At 74.0% G+C, this 17,299-nt stretch carries 11 protein-coding genes and 1 pseudogene; 5 read left to right on the top strand and 7 right to left on the bottom strand.

The window, feature by feature from the left end; translation table 11 throughout:
- Positions 1-3 precede the first annotated feature (3 nt).
- The 4 genes from ACI789_RS14320 to ACI789_RS14305 form a co-directional block, all read right to left on the bottom strand.
- Positions 4-651, bottom strand: a complete 648-nt coding sequence (locus ACI789_RS14320) for a hypothetical protein (RefSeq protein WP_457010062.1) — start codon at positions 649-651, stop codon at positions 4-6.
- Positions 652-730: 79 nt separating this feature from the next.
- Positions 731-2,386, bottom strand: a complete 1,656-nt coding sequence (locus tag ACI789_RS14315; protein WP_457010060.1) for an FAD-binding dehydrogenase — start codon at positions 2,384-2,386, stop codon at positions 731-733.
- A gap of 87 nt (positions 2,387-2,473) precedes the next feature.
- Positions 2,474-2,983 (bottom strand): hypothetical protein, encoded by a 510-nt coding sequence (locus ACI789_RS14310; RefSeq protein ID WP_457010058.1) that lies wholly within the window; start codon positions 2,981-2,983, stop codon positions 2,474-2,476.
- A gap of 29 nt (positions 2,984-3,012) precedes the next feature.
- A complete protein-coding gene (locus ACI789_RS14305) occupies positions 3,013-3,465 on the bottom strand; it encodes a hypothetical protein (RefSeq protein ID WP_457010056.1) in 453 nt (150 codons plus the stop codon).
- Between the two features lie 471 nt (positions 3,466-3,936).
- Between ACI789_RS14305 and ACI789_RS14300 the strand changes: the two genes are divergently transcribed.
- The 4 genes and pseudogenes from ACI789_RS14300 to ACI789_RS14285 form a co-directional block, all read left to right on the top strand.
- Positions 3,937-5,484 (top strand): aspartate aminotransferase family protein, encoded by a 1,548-nt coding sequence (locus ACI789_RS14300; RefSeq protein WP_457010054.1) that lies wholly within the window; start codon positions 3,937-3,939, stop codon positions 5,482-5,484.
- 190 nt (positions 5,485-5,674) lie between these two features.
- Positions 5,675-9,745: a Pls/PosA family non-ribosomal peptide synthetase gene (locus ACI789_RS14295; RefSeq protein WP_457010052.1), complete on the top strand. Its 4,071-nt coding sequence runs from the start codon at positions 5,675-5,677 to the stop codon at positions 9,743-9,745.
- 47 nt (positions 9,746-9,792) lie between these two features.
- Positions 9,793-10,692: a diaminopimelate epimerase gene (gene dapF / locus ACI789_RS14290; RefSeq protein ID WP_457010050.1), complete on the top strand. Its 900-nt coding sequence runs from the start codon at positions 9,793-9,795 to the stop codon at positions 10,690-10,692.
- Positions 10,693-10,696: 4 nt separating this feature from the next.
- Positions 10,697-11,293, top strand: a pseudogene (locus tag ACI789_RS14285) (heparan-alpha-glucosaminide N-acetyltransferase domain-containing protein); the annotation flags it as partial.
- A 502-nt stretch (positions 11,294-11,795) separates the two neighbouring features.
- Here the strand turns inward: ACI789_RS14285 and ACI789_RS14280 are convergent.
- The 3 genes from ACI789_RS14280 to ACI789_RS14270 form a co-directional block, all read right to left on the bottom strand.
- On the bottom strand, positions 11,796-12,854 hold the full coding sequence (locus ACI789_RS14280; RefSeq protein WP_457010048.1) for a serine hydrolase domain-containing protein: 1,059 nt from the start codon (positions 12,852-12,854) through the stop codon (positions 11,796-11,798).
- A 137-nt stretch (positions 12,855-12,991) separates the two neighbouring features.
- Complete coding sequence (locus ACI789_RS14275) at positions 12,992-14,806, bottom strand: ABC transporter ATP-binding protein (protein WP_457010046.1); 1,815 nt, start codon at positions 14,804-14,806, stop codon at positions 12,992-12,994.
- A complete protein-coding gene (locus ACI789_RS14270; protein WP_457010044.1) occupies positions 14,803-16,578 on the bottom strand; it encodes an ABC transporter ATP-binding protein in 1,776 nt (591 codons plus the stop codon). Before ACI789_RS14270 ends, ACI789_RS14275 begins: the two co-directional genes overlap by 4 nt.
- Positions 16,579-16,680: 102 nt before the next feature.
- Here ACI789_RS14270 and ACI789_RS14265 point away from each other — a divergent pair, with 102 nt between their 5' ends.
- Entirely contained in the window at positions 16,681-17,277 is a 597-nt protein-coding gene (locus tag ACI789_RS14265; protein ID WP_457010042.1) for a TIGR03085 family metal-binding protein, read from the top strand.
- The last annotated feature ends 22 nt before the right edge of the window (positions 17,278-17,299 follow it).

The raw sequence follows: 17,299 nt of genomic DNA, 5'->3' as shown, positions 1-17,299 counted from the left end.
GGCTCACCGGTCGGGCGCCGTCCCCTCCCGCGAGGCGAACCACTCCCGCGCCGGGCGGCTGCTGACCAGGCCCAGCGCCACGGCCGGACCGGCGGCGAAGCAGGCGACCCCGAACAGCACCACCGCCGACGGGTCGGGCCCGACCGCCTCGGACAGGCCGTCGAGCCGCGCCCACCAGTACGCGGCGAGGGCGAGCTGCACGGCCAGCGCCGCCACGAGCGCCCAGCGCGCCACCGCACCCCGCCGGTTGAGCGCGACGATCCCGGTGACGACGAGGGCGACGACCGACCCGATCTGCACGGCGGCGACGGCGGTGGCCTCGGTCGCCAGCGCGTCGGCGTCGGCGGGGAAGCCGGGCTCCCCCTCGGCCAGGCTGAACACCGAGGCCAGGAGGAAGACGTAGGCCGACGCGAAGGCCACCACGCCGGCCTGGACGAAGGCGAGCACGGCGGCGGCGATCACCTGACCGGGCCGGCGCGGCCCGCGTGATAGCACCGGCCACGGCGCGCCGTAGGCCACGGGCCAGCCGTAGGCGGGGGCGCCGTACCCCGGCGGCACCCAGGCGGGGGCGGTCGGCGGCGGGCCGGCGTACGGCGCGCCCGGCTCGGTCTCCGTGGCCGGGTCCGACCACGGGTCCCTGGGAGTCGTCACAGCATCCCCCGTTCGACTCCGCACTCCGTCCGCTCCTCGGTCGCTGGCGCTCCCTGCGATGCTCCCTCGCGCGTCGTCTTCACAGCTCGGCCGCCAGGGCCCGGCCGGCCACCCGCCCGGAGAACAGGCAGCCGCCCAGGAAGGTCCCCTCCAGCGACCGGTAGCCGTGCATGCCGCCTCCGCCGAACCCGGCGACCTCCCCCGCCGCGTACAGGCCGGGGAAGACCTCTCCGCCGGGGCGCAGCACGCGGCCGGACAGGTCGGTCTCCAGGCCGCCGAGCGTCTTGCGGGTCAGGATGTTGAGCCGCACGGCGATGAGCGGCCCGGCCTCGGGGTCGAGCAGCCGGTGCGGCGGGGCAACCCGGATGAGCTTGTCGCCGAGGTAGCTGCGGGCGCCGCGGATCGCGGTGATCTGCAGGTCCTTGGTGAACGGGTGGCCGACCTCGCGGTCCCGGGCGACGATCTCGGCCTGCACGGTGGCGAGGTCCAGCTCCGGCGTCCCCCCGGTGACCCGGTTCATGCCGGCGACCAGCTCCGGCAGGGTGCGGGCGACGACGAAGTCCTCGCCGCGGTCGAGGAAGGCCTGCACCGGCCCGGCCACCCCGGCCTTCACCCGGTTGAGCAGGAGCTTGACGTCCTTGCCGGTCAGGTCGGGGTTCTGCTCGGAGCCCGACAGCGCGAACTCCTTCTCGACGATCTTCTTCGTGGCGACGAACCAGGTGTGCTCGTACCCGGTCTGCCCGATGTGGGCCAGCGTGCCCAGGGTGTCGAAGCCGGGGAACAGCGGCACCGGCAGCCGCCGGCCGGTGGCGTCCAGCCACAGGGACGACGGGCCGGGGAGGATCCGGATGCCGTGCCGCGCCCACACCGGCGAGTGGTTGGCGATGCCCTCGGTGTAGTGCCACATCCGGTCGCGGTTGACCAGGTGCGCGCCGGCGGCCTCGGTGGCCTGCAGCATCCGGCCGTCGACGTGCGCGGGGACGCCGGAGAGCAGCCGCTGCGGCGCCGGGCCCAGCCGCGCCGGCCAGTTCGCGCGGACCAGGTCGGGGTTGCCCCCGATGCCGCCGGAGGTGACGACGACGGCCTGCGCGGCGATCTCGAACGGCGCCACCTCGGTGCGGGAGCTGGCCTCGCCGCGTGCGGCGTCGCTGGCCTCGAGGACGGCACCGCGCACCCCGGTGACCGCCCCGCCGCTGACGACGAGCTCGTCGACCCGGTGCCGGAAGCGCAGGTCCACCAGTCCGCGCTCGGCGGCGGCGCGGACCCGGCGGGCGAACGGCTCGACCAGGCCGGGCCCGGTCCCCCAGACGATGTGGAAGCGCGGCACCGAGTTGCCGTGCCCGGTGGCGGTGTAGCCGCCCCGCTCGGCCCACCCGACGACGGGGAAGAACCGCACTCCCTGCGCGCGCAGCCAGGCGCGCTTCTCCCCCGCGGCGAACTGCAGGTAGGCCTCGGCCCAGCGGCGGGGCCAGTGGTCCTCCGCGCGGTCGAAGCCGGCGGTGCCGAACCAGTCCTGGCGGGCCAGCTCGAGGGAGTCGTGGACGCGCAGCCGGCGCTGCTCCGGGGAGTCGACGAGGAACAGCCCGCCGAAGGACCACCAGGCCTGCCCGCCGAAGGACGCCTCCGGCTCCTGCTCGAGGAGCACCACCCGCTTGCCGGCGTCGGCCAGCTCCGCGGCGGCGACCAGCCCGGCCAGCCCCGCACCCACCACCACGACGTCCGTCTGCGTCACCATGTCCTCGGCTCGCTCCTGCGGGACGCTCCGCTCCTCGCTCGTTCCTCGCTGCCGGGCTTCCGCCCCTGTCCGCTCACGGCTCGCACGCTAGCGGGGGCGGACCGCCCGTCGGTGCTGGTCGGGCGGGTGCGTCGCCCGGCCGGGTCGGGTCCACTCCCGGATCGGGCGGCGCAGGGTCAGTGCCAGGCAGCCGATCGGGCCGACCAGGAGCAGCACCGCCCACCACATCGCCTGCCCGCCGCCGAGGACGCCGAAGAGGACCACCAGCCCCACCATCGCCAGCAGCGGCACCACCGCCGCCGCGGCCAGGACCAGCCAGCCGCGCCCGCGGCCGAGCCACACCATCGCCGCCCCGGCGACCGCCCAGACCGCCAGCGCGACCGGCACGAGCACGTACCAGTGCCAGCCGCGGTCGGGTTCCCACAGCAGGTAGGCCAGGTAGATGTCCTCGGCGGCCACCAGCACCCCGAACACCGCGGCGAACGGCGCGAGCAGCGGGCGCACGGCCGGCCCCGCGGTCCGGGCTGCCGGCAGGCGGGGCGCCGGACGGGGCGAGCGCCGCGTCGCCGCCCGGCTGCGCGAGGAGGACGACGGCATGGGGCGAGGGTAGGACCGGGAGCTGGGGCTCAGCGGGCGGCCGCGGCCGCCCGCCGGGGCCGCCCGGCGGTCCACCGGCGCACCCGCGGCGTCAGCGCCAGCGCCGCCGCGAGCAGGGGCAGGACCACGAGCACCAGCGGCCAGGCCGGGCTCCCGGCGTCCTCCCGCGTGGCGACGACGACCACCGCCCCGGTCAGCACGGCCACCGGCACGACCGAGAGCACCAGCGGCAGCCAGCCCCGGCGCAGCAGCAGCAAGACGGCGCCGGCCAGCTGGACGACCGGGGCGAGCAGCAGCAGGTAGGTCCACGGGTCGGGGCCGGTGTCGGCGTTCAGCCCGCCCAGCATCACGGCGAGGACGGCGACGAACAGCGGCGGCACCGCGCCGAGGATGCCGAGCGCGCCGGCGGCCAGGGCCAGACCGGGCATCCGCGGGTCCGCGGGCGGGACGGCGTCCGCCGGGTGGGCGGAGGAGGAGGACACCTCCGCAGGCTAGGCCGCCGCGGCCGATCCCGGTCCCGGACGACGACCCGCCGCAGCCACAGTCGCCCGGTCACGGAGCGTATTGACACGCACCAGTGTCGTTCCGGAACAGGTTGACACGTTATTGGGCGCCGAGAACCCTTGCCCGCCTCGAAGGGGGCAACCCCCCGTTTCCACCGCCGAGGAGGCGTGATGAGGACGCAGCGAGGTAGGGGCGGACGCCTGCCCTCGGCCGGCCCTCGGCAGCTCCGTCCGCCCGCACGGCTCCGTTCCTCCCGCACAGCAGCTGCGGGCTCGGGACGACGGCCTCCCGTGTGACACGACCGCGAGCCCGACGGCTTCGCACCCACCAGAACCCGACGACCACGGCACACCCATCACGTGAACACGGCTCCGCACCAGAGCCGGTGGCTCACGACCACGAGGACGACGAACCGAGCGACAACCACCCCGAGACAAGGGACCAGGACGATGACCGTCACCTCCACGCGCCCGACCGGCTCCGCTCCTCCCCCGGTACGCCTCCCGGAGCCGATGGACCGGCTCGCCGGCTCCGTCGCCGACATCTCCGCGCTCGCCGAGGAGGAACCGCACGTCCGCGGCGAGCTGCCCGGACCGCGGTCGGCCGAGCTGCTCGACCGCCAGGACCGGCGCGAGTCGCGCGCTCGCACCTACCCCCGGCACCTGCCCATCGCCATCGCGGAGGCGGCCGGCAGCCGCGTCCGCGACCTCGACGGCAACGTGTTCATCGACTTCCTCACCGGCGCAGGCGTGCTCTCGCTGGGGCACAACCACCCGGACCTGGTCCGGGTCGTCGCCCAGCAGCTCACCCGGCACACCCACGGGCTGGACTTCCCCACGCCGGCGAAGGACGCCTTCACCGACGCCCAGCTGGCGATGCTGCCGGAGGGGATGCGCGACCGGATGCGCGTCCACTTCTGCGGTCCCACCGGGGCCAACGCCGTCGACGCGGCCCTCAAGCTGTGCAAGACCGCCACCGGGCGGGGCGACGTCCTCTCCTTCCAGGGCGGGTTCCACGGAAGCAGCCACGCGGCGATGGCGGTCACCGGCCTGGTCGAGCAGAAGAGCCCGATCCGCAACGGCGTCCCGGGGATCCACTTCTTCCCCTTCTCCTACTGCGGCCGCTGCCCCGTGCAGCTCACCCCCGACACCTGCACCACCAACTGCGTCGGCTACCTGGAGTCCTCGCTGACCGACAGCAACGGGGGGATCCCCCTCCCGGCCGCCGTGATCCTCGAGCTGGTCCAGGGCGAGGGCGGTGTCATCCCGGCGACGGTGCAGTTCGCCCGGCGCGTCCGGGAGCTGACCCGCAGCCTCGGCATCCCCCTCGTCGTCGACGAGGTGCAGACCGGGTGCGGCCGGACCGGCACCTGGTACGCCTTCGAGCAGTACGGCATCGAGCCCGACGTGATCGTGACGTCCAAGGCGCTGAGCGGGATCGGGCAGCCGGTCGCGCTCATCATCTACGACGAGTGGCTGGACACGTGGGCCCCCGGCGCACACACCGGCACCTTCCGCGGCAACCAACTGGCCTTCGCCGCCGGCGCCGAGGCCGTGCGGATCGTGCGCCGGGACGGGCTGTTGGACAACGTCCGCGCGCGGGGTCACCAGATCGACCGGCGCCTGGCCCCGCTGCAGGACCTCCCGTGGGTGCGGGAGGTCCGCGGGATGGGCCTGATGTGGGGGGTGGAGCTCGCCGACCCCGGAACCGGTCGCCCCGCGGGGCAGCTCGCCCGCGACGTCCAGCACCGCGCGCTGCGGCGGGGGCTCATCCTCGAGTGCGGCGGCCGGGACGACTGCGTGGTGCGCCTGCTCCCGCCGCTGAACGTCACGGCGGAGACCGTCGACCTGGCCTGCCACATCCTCGTGGCGAGCATCCACGACGCGGTCGCCGGTCTGCCGGTCGCCGACCTGCCAGGTGCGCCTCCCGCGGGTGGTCGTGCGTCCGGCGCCGGCGTAGCACTCCCTTCCCCCCGGACGCAGCCCTCGGTCCGGTGACGGTCCGGCCGGCCCACGGACCGGGGAGGCACGGAGTCCCGGCCGTGGAGACGGATCCGACCGCGTCCGGCGTGCCGCTCACGGTGCGCAGCGTCAGCCCGGGGGTGGCCGACGGTCGGGCGGAGCCGCCTGCCCTCGTCGCCCCCGGGGATCCCGGGCCGAGCCCATCCACCGGCGAGGAGTTCCTGCGGTGAACACGGTCAACACCTGGACGACCACGGAGATCCCGGTCAGGCCCCTGCCCACCGAGGACCCGCCTGCACAGCCCACGGCGCTGCCGTCGTCGGTCCGGACTCTGGGGCGGGTGTTCGAGCACACGTGCGACCGGACACCGGGGCGTGCCGCCGTCGTCGTGGGCGCGTCGACGCTGACCTACCTGCAGCTCGACAGGCGCGCCAACCAGTTGGCCCACCTGCTGATCGAGCGCGGGGTGGGCGAGGGGACGACCGTCGGGATCCTCCTCGAGCGATCCGAGGCCACGTACGTCACCCTGCTCGCGGTGCTCAAGGCCGGCGCCGCCTACGTGCCCTTGGACGCGTCGTTCCCAGCGGACCGGGTCGCCTACATCGCAGAGGACGCCGGGCTGTGCGACCTCGTCACGACGTCGGGCACGCGCGAGGTCACGCGGGGGCTGCCCTGCGCCGTCCTCGAGCTCGACGAGGCGGCGTCCGACCTGGCCGCCGCGCCCAGCACCCGTCCGGGGCGCGACGTCGACCCCGCATCACTGAGCTACGTCATCTACACGTCGGGCTCCACCGGCAAGCCCAAGGGCGTGGCGATCTCGCACGCCAGCATCGTCAACTTCCTCCGGGTGGCCACCCCCGTGTACGGGGTGACCAGCGAGGACCGCGTCTACCAGGGCATGTCGATCAGCTTCGACTTCCACCTGGAGGAGATGTGGCCGGCCTGGGTGGCCGGGGCCACCCTGGTCGCGGGGCCGACGGACTCCCGTCGCTTCGGTGAGGGGCTCGTCCAGTTCCTCGTCGAGAACCGGGTGACGGTCTTCTGCAGCGTGCCCACCCTGCTGACGACCATCGAGGACGATCCCGAGACGGTGCGCTGCCTCCTGGTGAGCGGCGAGGCGATGCCCGAGGACCTCGTCCGCCGCTGGTGGCGTCCGGACCGACGCATCCTCAACTGCTACGGGCCGACCGAGACCACGGTCTCCTCCAGCTGCGCCGAGCTGGTGCCGGACCGACCGGTGACCCTCGGGAGCCCCTTCCCCTCCTACAGGTTCTACGTGCTGGACGAGGACCTCCGGCCGGTGCCACCCGGGGACGTCGGCGAGATCTGCATCGGCGGCCCCGGAACCGCGGTCGGGTACCTCAACCGACCCGAGCTCACCGCGGAACGGTTCATCGACAACCCCATCGAGGCCGATCGGGGTGCGGTCCCCCGCGTGTACCGCACCGGGGACCTCGGCCGGGTGACCCCCGTCGGGGAGTACGAGTACCTGGGTCGCATCGACACGCAGGTGAAGATCCGGGGCTACCGCGTCGAACTGGGTGAGATCGAGCAGGCCATCCGGGCCGACGGCGCCGTCGAGAACGCTGTGGTCGCGACCCTGGAACGTGACGGCGTCGCCCAGGACCTGGTCGGCTACGTCACCGTCCACGAGCGAACGGGGCCGGACGGCGAGGCCCAGCTGCGTGAGCGCCTGCACGCGGCGCTGCGACGGCGGCTGCCGTCGTACATGGTCCCGTCCTACATCGAGGTGCTGGACGCGTTCCCCCTCCTCGCGGCCGACAAGGTCAACCGGTCTGCTCTTCCTCCGCCGACGTCCCCGCCGCTGGGGTCGCGCTCCGGCGAGCACGTCGCTCCGGGCACCGCGCTCGAGCAGGAGCTGGCCACCGCCTTCCAGGAGGCCCTGGGAGTCCCCCGGGTCTCGGTCGAGGACGACTTCTTCTGCGACCTCGGTGGACACTCCCTCAGTGCTGCGCGTCTGATCTCGCAGCTGCGCCAGCAGCCGAGGATGGCGGGCCTCGCCATGGGAGACCTCTACGCCCATCCCACCGTCCGCGACCTGGCGGTCTTCGTCGAGGAGGAGTTGTCCGCGCTGACGCTCACCGGTGACGTGGCGTCCGACCACCGCCGCCCGCCACTGCGGCACTCCAGCCGGCGGGTCTGGGCCTGCGGCGCCGCACAGGTGACGCTGGACCTCGTCTGGCTCCTCGCGTGGGCCGCGCCCGGTCTGGCGCTCGTGTACGCCGTCGTCCTGTTCGAGTGGCACCTGCAGGTCCCCGTCGTCGGGCTGCCCCCGGCCGTCCGGTCCCTCCTGTCCGACCCCTCCCCCGGGGAGACAGCGGTCATCGTTGTCATCTGGGTCCTGTGGGTGCTGGCGACCCTGTTCCTCGTCCCGGTGGTCGTGAGCCGGCTGGTCATGCGCGGCGTACGCCCCGGCTGGTATCCGATGTGGGGGGTCACCTACCTCCGGTTCTGGTTCTACGGCCGGGTCACCGCGCTCGCTCCCCTCGCCGTGCTCAGCGGCACCCCCTTCGAGGCGCCGTACCTGCGCCTGCTGGGCGCCCGAGTCGGTCGACGGTGCCAGCTCGCCTCCTCGACGATCGGCCTGCCGATGTTCGTGGAGCTCGGTGACGGCGTCAGCATCAACCAGGGGGCGAGCGTGCAGCCCTACGTCCTGGAGGCGGGCTGGCTGCGCCTGGCGCCGGTCCGGATGGGAGCCGACAGCTACCTCGGCGTCGGTAGCACGGTGCTCGCCGGAGCCGAGATCGGTCACCGCGCCTGCATCGGCGACAAGGCACTGGTGCACGCCGACGCGCGGATCCCGGCGGGCGAGCACTGGACCGGGTCGCCGATCCGGAAGGTCCCCACGGTCTCCCCGCTGCTGGAGGCGATGGCCGAACGCGCGGACCAGCGCCGCTGGACCATCCCGGTGCTGCTGGGCTACCTGGTCGGGATGGTGGGGCTGGCCCTGCTGCCCACGGTCGCGCTGGCGCCCAGTGCGGTGCTCATCGCCTACGTCACCGTCCGGAACGGCCTGGCGTGGGGGATCGCCAGCACGCTCGCCGCCGCCCCGCTCTCTGTGCTGTTCACCTGCACCCTGCTGATCATCGTCAAACGCACGGTGGCCCCCCGGATGCAGCCGGGGATCCACCCGGCGCGCGGTTGGTTCGGGGTCCGCGAGTGGTTCGCCAAGAACCTCGCCGGCGAGAGCGTCGCTCTCGTGCACACCTTGTACTGCACCCTGTACGTGATCCCGTTCCTGAGGGGCTTCGGGCTCCGGTTCGGCCGGTGGTGCGAGATCGCCGTGCCCGCCTACATCAACCCGGACACGACCGTCACCGGGGACCAGACCTTCCTGGCCGGCGGCATCACGATCTCACCGGCGGTCCACCACCGAGGCTGCCTGGCGCTCAACCAGGCCGAGATGGGCAGACGCAGCTTCCTCGGCAACGTCGCGCTCCTGCCGGGCACGTCGCGGATGGGAGACAACAGCCTGGTCGGGGTGCACTCGGTCGCGCCCGCTCGGGTCGACCCCGAGACGACCTGGCTGGGGTCGCCGGCGCTGTTCCTGCCGCGCCGGCAGGAGAGCCAGGCCTTCCCCGACAAGCTCACCTACAACCCGACGCCGGCGATGGTCGCCGGCCGCCTGGCGCTCGAGGTGTTCCGGGTGACCCTGCCGGCCATCGTCCTCCTCACCACCGCGCTGGCCGGCATCTACGCCACCGTCCGACTCATCACGGTCCTCCCGCCACTGGTCCTGCTGGCGGTCCTGCCGGGGTTGGGATTGGCGTTCGTCGCGGCCGAGACGCTCTGCGTGGTGCTGGTCAAGTGGCTGGTCGTCGGCCGCTACCGGCCGCGGGTGGAGCCGTACTGGGGCACCTGGGTCCGCGGCACCGAACTGGTCACGGGGCTGTTCGAGACCCTCGCCCGGCCGCTGGTGGTGCTCACCGCCGGCACACCCCTGCTGCCCGTCGCCCTGCGGTTCCTGGGTGTGCACGTGGGGCGCCGGGTGTACATCACCACCAGCGGCGGGACCGAGTTCGACCTGATCTCGATCGGGGACGACGCGGTGATCTCCGAGGGCGCCATCACGCAGACCCACCTCTTCGAGGACCGGGTCATGAAGATGTCGCGGGTGGAGGTCCGCGCCGGAGCCACGGTGGGCTCCGGCTCGGTGGTCCTCTACGACGCGGCCGTCGGCGCCGGCGCCTACCTGGACGGCATGTCACTGGTCATGAAGGGCGAGGCGCTCCCGCCGCACACCCGCTGGCGGGGCATCCCGGCCCGCCCGCTGTGAGGCGACCCCTGCCACCCGGATCCACCCCAACCGTCAGCGAGGGAGACATGGACCTGCCGGACCTCCACGGTCACACCTTTGCCATGGAGTACGACGAGCTCCGGCGTCGCGGGACACCAGGGATCGACGTGCCCGGTGTCGACGTCGAGCGGCTGACCTTCTCGATCATGCACGGCAACGGCAACGTCATCCTCGTCGTCGACGAGGCGTTCAGCAGCCTGCCACCCGCTGCCGTCTGCAGTGATCTCGCCCGGGGGCTGTGCGGCTCCTTCCGCTCCGTCCGGGTGGACGGCGTCGCGTTCGTCCGCACCACGGGCGACCGGGTGCGCATGACCTACTTCGAGCGCGACGGCACCCACTCCCAGATGTGCGGCAACGCGCTGCGGTGCGTCACCCGGTACGGCGCCGACCGGGGCTACCTGCGCGCCGACTCCGACGTCGTCGACACCGACGACGGGCCGAAGTGGGTGTCGGCAGCACAGGGCAGGATCCGGGTCGCGCTCGGCCACGGCCGCGAGTTCCAGCAGGTCGCCGAGGACCGGTACTTCGTGTTCAGCGGCCTGCCGCACCTGGTCCTGCTGCTCGACGAGTCCGACGACCTCGACGCCGTCGACGTCCGGACGACCGGCGCCGCGCTGAGGTACGACGAGGAGCTGTGCCGGGACCTGGGGCACCCCGAGGGGCTGCACGTGGACTTCATGGCACGGGACGGGGACGGGATCCGGATACGGACGTACGAGGTCGGGGTGGAGGACGAGACGCTGGCCTGCGGCACCGGCGTCGGGGCGTCGGCCTACGTCGCCCACCGGGTGTGGGCCCTGCCGTATCCGCTCCGGGTCGGTGTCCCGGGGGGCGAGATGCGGGTCGAGGAATCCGAGCACGGGCTGCTGATCAGCGGCACGACCGGATCGCTGTTCACCTCCGCGCCGGCGCTGACCGACGCCTGACCGCATGGCTGTCCAGGCGGCCACCGACAGGGCGCGCCTGACCGGAGTGGACGTCGCCCGGGGACTGGCGTTGGTCGGGATGATGGCCACGCACGTCTTCGACACCTTCGCCGAGGACGGCACCCCCACCGTGGCGACGGTCGTGGCCTCCGGCCGGTCCGCCGCCACCTTCGCACTGCTGGCGGGGGTGGGCCTGGCGTTCCTGTCGGGAGGACGCAGCGCGGTACGCGGACGCGAACGCGCTGCCGCCTCCGCCGCCCTGACCGCCCGGGCCCTGCTGATCGGGCTGATCGGTCTCCTGCTGGGCTTCACCCGGTCGGAGCTCGACGTGATCCTGGCCTTCTACGCCCTCATGTTCCTGCTCGCCGTCCCCCTGCTGGGACTGCGACCGAGGGTCCTCGCCGCCGTCTCCGTCGCGCTCATCGCGCTGGGCCCGGCGCTGCTGGTCATCACAGCCCGCACGGGGATCAGCGGCCACGGCGGCGAGCCGACGCTGGTCACGCTCGTCACCGACCCGGTCGGGGTGCTGGTGCTGCTGCTCCTCAGTGGCTTCTACCCCGTCGTGGTCTACCTGGCCTACGTGTGCGCCGGGCTCGCCATCGGGCGGCTCGATCTCGGTTCCCGCCGCTGCGCGTGGCTCCTGCTGGGGGGTGGGCTCGGGCTTGCGGTCACGGCGCAGGCGGTGTCGTGGGTCCTGCTCCACCCGTTGGGCGGCCTGGCTCGGCTGCTCCCCCAACCGGGGCTCCCCGGTGCTCCGGTGCCTGCGGACCAGGTGCTGCTCTGGTCACCGGAACAAGGGACGTCGTGGTGGTACCTCGCGCTGGCCTCACCACACGCCCACACGCCGCTCGACCTGACCCACGCCCTCGGGTCGGCCATGGCGGTGCTGGGCGCGTCGCTCCTCCTGACCCGGATCGCGGCGATCGGGCGTCTGCTGCGGCCCCTCGCGGCGGCGGGCGCGATGACGTTGACGCTCTACAGCGCGCACATCCTCGTCCTGGCTGCCGGGCTGACCGGCGACTCCCAGACGGCGACCTACGTCCTCCTCGTGGGCGCGTCGTTCGTGTTCGCCGTCGCCTGGGGCAGGCAGGGGCCGCTGGAGCTCATCGTGACGGTGGCATCAGGCCGCGCTCGTCGAGCCGTCCTGGGGGCTGGTGCTCGCGTGCCCAGCGGAGGAGCCTGCGCACCGTCGGCCATGCCTCGTCCCGCCACTCCCCGTTGGCGGCGAGCAGCACCCCGGTCTCGGTCACCGGGTCGAAGAACATGGTGGCGCTGACACCGGGGTCGTCGCCGACGTGCCCCCACAGCGTCCGCTTGCCGAGACGCTCGGCGTACCAGATCAGTCCTTGACAGGGGTCGAGAGGGGTCTGGCTCCGGAGCATCAGCGCGACGGTGGTCGGCTCCAGGATCCTGCTGCCGCCGTAACTGCCTCCCTGCATGACGGCGATCAAGAACTTCGCCAGGTTCGACGGCGAACTGCGCAGCGTCCCGTCGGGGAAGGTCGGGAAGCCTTGCAGCGGCCCCTTGCCGCCCGGCAGGGCGATCATCGATCGATCGAGGTCGGCCAGGCGGAACGACGTGTTCCTCATGCCGAGGGGACCGAACACGTGACGGGCGACGTACTCCTCGAACGGGGCCCCGCTCAGGACCGCCACGAGGTGGCCGATCAGCCCCGCACCGATGTTCGTGTACTCCACGACCGTTCCGGGGCAGCGGGACCGGAAGTTCTTCTTCGGGTCGAAGTACTCCCCGCCCTGCGAGAGGTAGCTCCGGAGGAACGTGCCGAGCGGGACCGGCGAGTCACCCTCGACGTACGACCTCCCGTAGAGCTTGCTGTCCCGGATGCCCGACGTGTGGCACAGCAGTTGACGGAACGTCACCGGCGACTCCGGGCAGGACGGGATCCGAACCTCGAAGTCGAGGTGCGCACCGACGTCGTCGTCGAGATCGAACCGGCCCTGCTCGTACAGCTGCAGCAGGGCCGTGGCGGTGACCGTCTTCGACACGGAGGCCCAGGTGAAGACGGTCTCGGTCGTGACCCGCCGCTTCCTGACCGTGTCCGCCCACCCGGCCACCGGGGTGCACAGGACCTGGCCGCTCCTGACGACGGCAGCAGAGAGGCCCGGGACCCCCAGCTCCTTGCGTTCGCGCTTCAGGTCCATCCGCGATCCCGGTTCTGGGCGGTGGCCGGACCGATCGCTCCCGGAGCCGATCCGGGCGGCCCTCCCCAGGAGGGTAACGGCGCTCCGCACCGCGGCCGCCGGATCGTCGCGCGACCGGCACCGGGGGCCCGCCGCGCTCAGCCGGCCGGCTGCGGCTCCCCGGTCGACGAGCGCCGCCAGGAGGCGTGCAGCCGGGCGTAGGGCCCGTCGGCGTCGACCAGCTCGGCGTGCGTGCCGCGCTGCACCACCCGGCCGGCGTCGACGACCAGCACCTCGTCGGCCCGCTCGGCGGTGGACAGCCGGTGGGCGATGGTCAGCGTCGTCCGCCCCTCGGTGAGCGTGTCGAGCGCGTGGGTGAGCCGCCGCTCGGTCGCCGGGTCGACGGCGCTGGTGGCCTCGTCGAGGACCAGCAGGTCGGGGTCGGCGACGTAGGCGCGGGCGACGGCGACCAGCTGCCGCTCGCCGGCCGAGAGCGACTCTCCGCGCTGCCCCACGGGGGTGGTCACGCCGCCGGGCAGGCCGGCCACCCACTCCCCCAGGCCGAGCTCGGTGAAGGCGGCGAGGACGTCCTCGTCGGTGAGCCCCGGGCGGCCGTAGCGGACGTTCTCGGCGACGGTCGCGTCGAACAGGAACCCGTCCTGCGGCACCATGACCACCCGCTGCCGCAGCGAGGAGAAGGAGACCTCGGCCAGGGGGACGCCGCCGAGCAGCACCCGGCCCTCGGTCGGGTCCATCAGCCGGGTGACCAGCTTGGCGAACGTGGTCTTCCCCGAGCCGGTCTCGCCGACGATCGCGACCCGGCGGCGCGGGGCGATCTCCAGGTCGACGTCCTCGAGGGCGGGGCGCGCCCCCGGCGCGTACCGGAAGGTGACGTGCTCGAACCGCACGCCCAGCGGCGTGTGCGGCAGCTGCCGGGCGGTCGTCGGGTCGACGACCGCGGGGTCCCGGACGTCGGGCTCGGTCTCCAGCACGTCGAGGACGCGGCGGAACCCGGCGATGGCGTTCTGCGCCTCGTTGAGCACCTCGCTGGCGGTCTGCACCGGCGCGACGAAGAGCGTGACCAGGAACAGGAACGCCACCAGGGTGCCGGCGGTCAGGTGCCCGCCCAGGCCGAGCAGGACGCCGACGACGACCACCGCGGCGTTGGCCACCGCGGCGACGAACTCGCCGCTGACGAAGACCGCGGCGGTGGTCTGCTGCGCCCGCACCTGCGCCCGGTAGTGCCGGTCGATGGCGCGGTCGATGCGGGCGGCGGTGCGCTCCCGGATGCCGTAGGCCCGCACGGTGGGCGCCCCGACGACCGACTCGGAGACCGCGGCGAGCACGTCGCCGACCCGCTCCCGCACGACCCCGTACACGACCGCCAGGCGCGCGGCGAACCAGCGGACCGCGATCGCCAGCGGCACGAAGCAGACCAGCACCAGCAGGGTCAGCTGCCAGGAGTAGACGGCCATGACCACGGTGGCGATCAGCAGCTGGCCCAGGCTGACCACGCCGAGCACGCCGCCCCACTGCATGAACGTGGACAGCTGGTCGACGTCGCTGGTGACCCGGGAGACCAGCGACCCGCGCCGCTGCCCCTGCTGGTGCAGCACCGAGAGGTCGTGGACGTGCCGGAAGGCCCGCGACCGCAGCCCGGCCAGCGCGGTCTCCGTCGTCCGGAACAGGCGGACGTTCATCCGGTAGACCGCGACCGCGGTGAGCGCGACGACCACGGCGCACACCAGGACCAGGTTCCGGACCAGGTCCAGGTCGGGGCCGCCGGAGCCGGACAGGCCGCGGTCGATCACCTGCTGGACGGCGATCGGCACGACCACCCGCCCGGCGGTGGCGACCAGCGCGAGGGCGAAGGTGGCCGGCAGCCCGCGGCGGAACTCCGGCATCATCCGCAGGCCCCGGCGCAGCGTGGCCAGGGCACCCTCGTCCCGGTGCTCGGCGAGGACGGCGCTCATGCGGCCACCTCCGTCTGGGCGTAGGCGCGCACCAGCGCGGCGTAGCCGGGAACCGACGCCAGCAGCTCCTCGTGGCTGCCGCGGGCGAGCACCCGGCCGTTCTCCAGCCACACCACCTCGTCGGCCAGCGCGATCGTGGCCTGCCGGTAGGCGACCACGACGACGGTGGAGGGCCGGTCGGCGGCGCGCAGCGCGTCGAGGATGCGGGCCTCCACGGCCGGGTCGACCGCGCTCGTGGCGTCGTCGAGGACCAGCAGGCGGGGACGGCGGACCACGGCGCGGGCCAGCGCGATCCGCTGCCGCTGCCCGCCGGACAGCGTGGCGCCCCGCTCGCCGACGCGGGTGTCGAGGCCGTCGGGCAGCCGCTGGACGAAGTCCTCGGCGGCGGCCACCCGCAGCGCGGCGCGGACCTCGTCGTCGGACACGTCGGCGCCCAGGGTCACGTTGCCGCGGACGGTGTCGTCGAAGAGGAACGTGCCCTGCGGCACGAACGCCGCCTGCGCGCTGACCTCGCCCTCGCGCAGGGCGCGCAGGTCCACCCCGTCGAGGAGCACCGCGCCGCTGCCGGGGTCGACCAGCCGCACCAGCAGGCCGGCCAGGGTCGACTTGCCCGACCCCGTGGGGCCGACGACGGCGACCGTGCTGCCGGCCGCGACGTCGAAGGTGATCCCGGAGAGGGTGGGCCGCTCCGCGCCGTCGAAGCCGAAGCCGACGTCCCGCAGCGCCAGGGCCGCGCCGCCGGTGCCGCTCGGGGCGCGGTCGTCGCCGTGCGGGATCTCCCCGGTGGCGTCGAGGACCGGGGTCACCCGGTCGAAGCCGGCCAGCGCGCGGGGCAGGTCGGCCAGCACCCAGCCGATCGCGCGGATCGGCAGCGCGAGCAGGGTGAACAGGTAGGCGATGGACACCAGGTCGCCGGCGTCGGCGGCGCCGTCGGCCACCCGCCCGGCCCCGATGAGCAGCACCGCGAGGGTGCCCAGGCTGGGCAGCGCCTCCATGAGCGGGTCGAACAGGCCGCGCACCCTGCCCACGGCGACCAGCCCGTCGCGCAGTTCCTCGGCGCGGGCGGTGAACCGGGCGGTCTCCACGTCCTCCCGGCCGAGGGTCTTCACCACCAGAGCGGCGTCGAAGCTCTCGTGCGCGATCTCGCTGACCTCGGCCCGCAACTGCTGGGCCCGCGCCATCCGCGGGCTCATCACCTGCGAGTACACGGCGTTGACCAGGAAGACCAGCGGGAAGACGACCAGGCCGACCAGCGCCAGCCACGGGTCGGTGGCCACCAGCGCGACCACGGTGATCGCGATCATCACCACCGCGCCGCAGGCGAAGGGCAGCGGCGCGACGAAGTACCAGGACGCCTCGACGTCGGAGTTGGCGTTGGACAGCAGCTGCCCGGTCGGGTGCCGCTGGTGCCACGACAGCGGCAGCCGCAGGTACTGGCCGGTGACCCGGCGGCGGTAGTCGGCCTGCAGCCGGTAGCCCATGATCCCGGCGAACAGCCGCCGGCCGAGGATGCCGAGGATCTTCAGGACGGCGACGGCGAGGATGGCGACGGCGGCCAGCGTGAGCGCGGCCCCGGTGGTCGCCCCCTCGGCGAACGCCGGGAGGACCACCCGCTGGGTGACCTCGCCGATGACGTAGGCGCTGGCCACGGTCATCCCGCCGTAGAGGCTGCTGGCGAGGAAGGCCAGCGTGAACATGCCGGGCTGCTCGGCGATCGCGCGCCCGACGTGGCGCATCCCTCGCCGGACCACGGCGTCTCGGCGGCGGGGCACAGTTCTCCTCGGTGCTCGTGCGGGCGGTGCCCACGACTGTACTTAGGAGAGCTAAGGGACGCTCCCCGTTTCCCGGGCCCGCCTCGTCGGTAACCGGGCAGGGTGACCGCCTCTTCCCGTCCGCTGGCCGCCCGCGAGCGCGCCGCCCTCGCCGACCTGCTCGACGAGCTCGGCCCCGGCGCGCCGACCTGCTGCGCGGGGTGGACGACGGCCCACCTGGCGGCGCACGTCGTCGTCCGGGACCGCCGTCCCGACGCCCTCCCGGGCTTCGGTGTCGAGCAGCTGGGCGTGGCCCGGCCGCTGTCGGCCTGGTCCCACCGGCTGGAGGACCGGCTGCGCGCCTCGACGCCCTACGCCGAGCTGGTGGCGCGGGTCCGGTCCGGCGCGCCCGCGTGGGCGCCGATGGGGTGGCCCGTCGTCGGCGACGCGGTCAACACCGCGGAGTTCGCCATCCACCACGAGGACGTCCGCCGGGCGCAGCAGGGCTGGGCGCCGCGGGTGCTCGACCGGGCCGACCAGGACCGGCTGTGGGGCGCCGTGCGGTTCTTCGCCCGGCGGACGCCGGGCGGGGTCGTGCTCCGGCGCACCGACACCGGGGCGGAGCACCGGGTGGGTGCCGGGGGGACGACGGTGGCCGGCCAGCCGCTGGAGCTGCTGCTGTGGACCGCCGGCCGCCGCGACGTCGCCCGCGTCGATTGAGTCCTGAGCGGAGTGCGGCAGT

It is taken from the genome of Geodermatophilus sp. SYSU D00965, assembly GCF_054050075.1.
The sequence above is the reverse complement of the archived record's forward strand: the minus strand, read 5'-3'. Positions and strand labels throughout refer to the sequence as shown.

What these genes read in the sequence shown, in the direction of transcription:
- ACI789_RS14280 (WP_457010048.1), bottom strand. Translation starts at nt 12,854, where the DNA reads ATGGACCTGAAGCGCGAACGCAAGGAGCTGGGGGTCCCGGGCCTCTCT.
- ACI789_RS14275 (WP_457010046.1), bottom strand. Translation starts at nt 14,806, where the DNA reads ATGAGCGCCGTCCTCGCCGAGCACCGGGACGAGGGTGCCCTGGCCACG.
- ACI789_RS14315 (WP_457010060.1), bottom strand. Translation starts at nt 2,386, where the DNA reads ATGGTGACGCAGACGGACGTCGTGGTGGTGGGTGCGGGGCTGGCCGGG.
- ACI789_RS14300 (WP_457010054.1), top strand. Translation starts at nt 3,937, where the DNA reads ATGACCGTCACCTCCACGCGCCCGACCGGCTCCGCTCCTCCCCCGGTA.
- ACI789_RS14310 (WP_457010058.1), bottom strand. Translation starts at nt 2,983, where the DNA reads ATGCCGTCGTCCTCCTCGCGCAGCCGGGCGGCGACGCGGCGCTCGCCC.
- dapF (WP_457010050.1), top strand. Translation starts at nt 9,793, where the DNA reads ATGGACCTGCCGGACCTCCACGGTCACACCTTTGCCATGGAGTACGAC.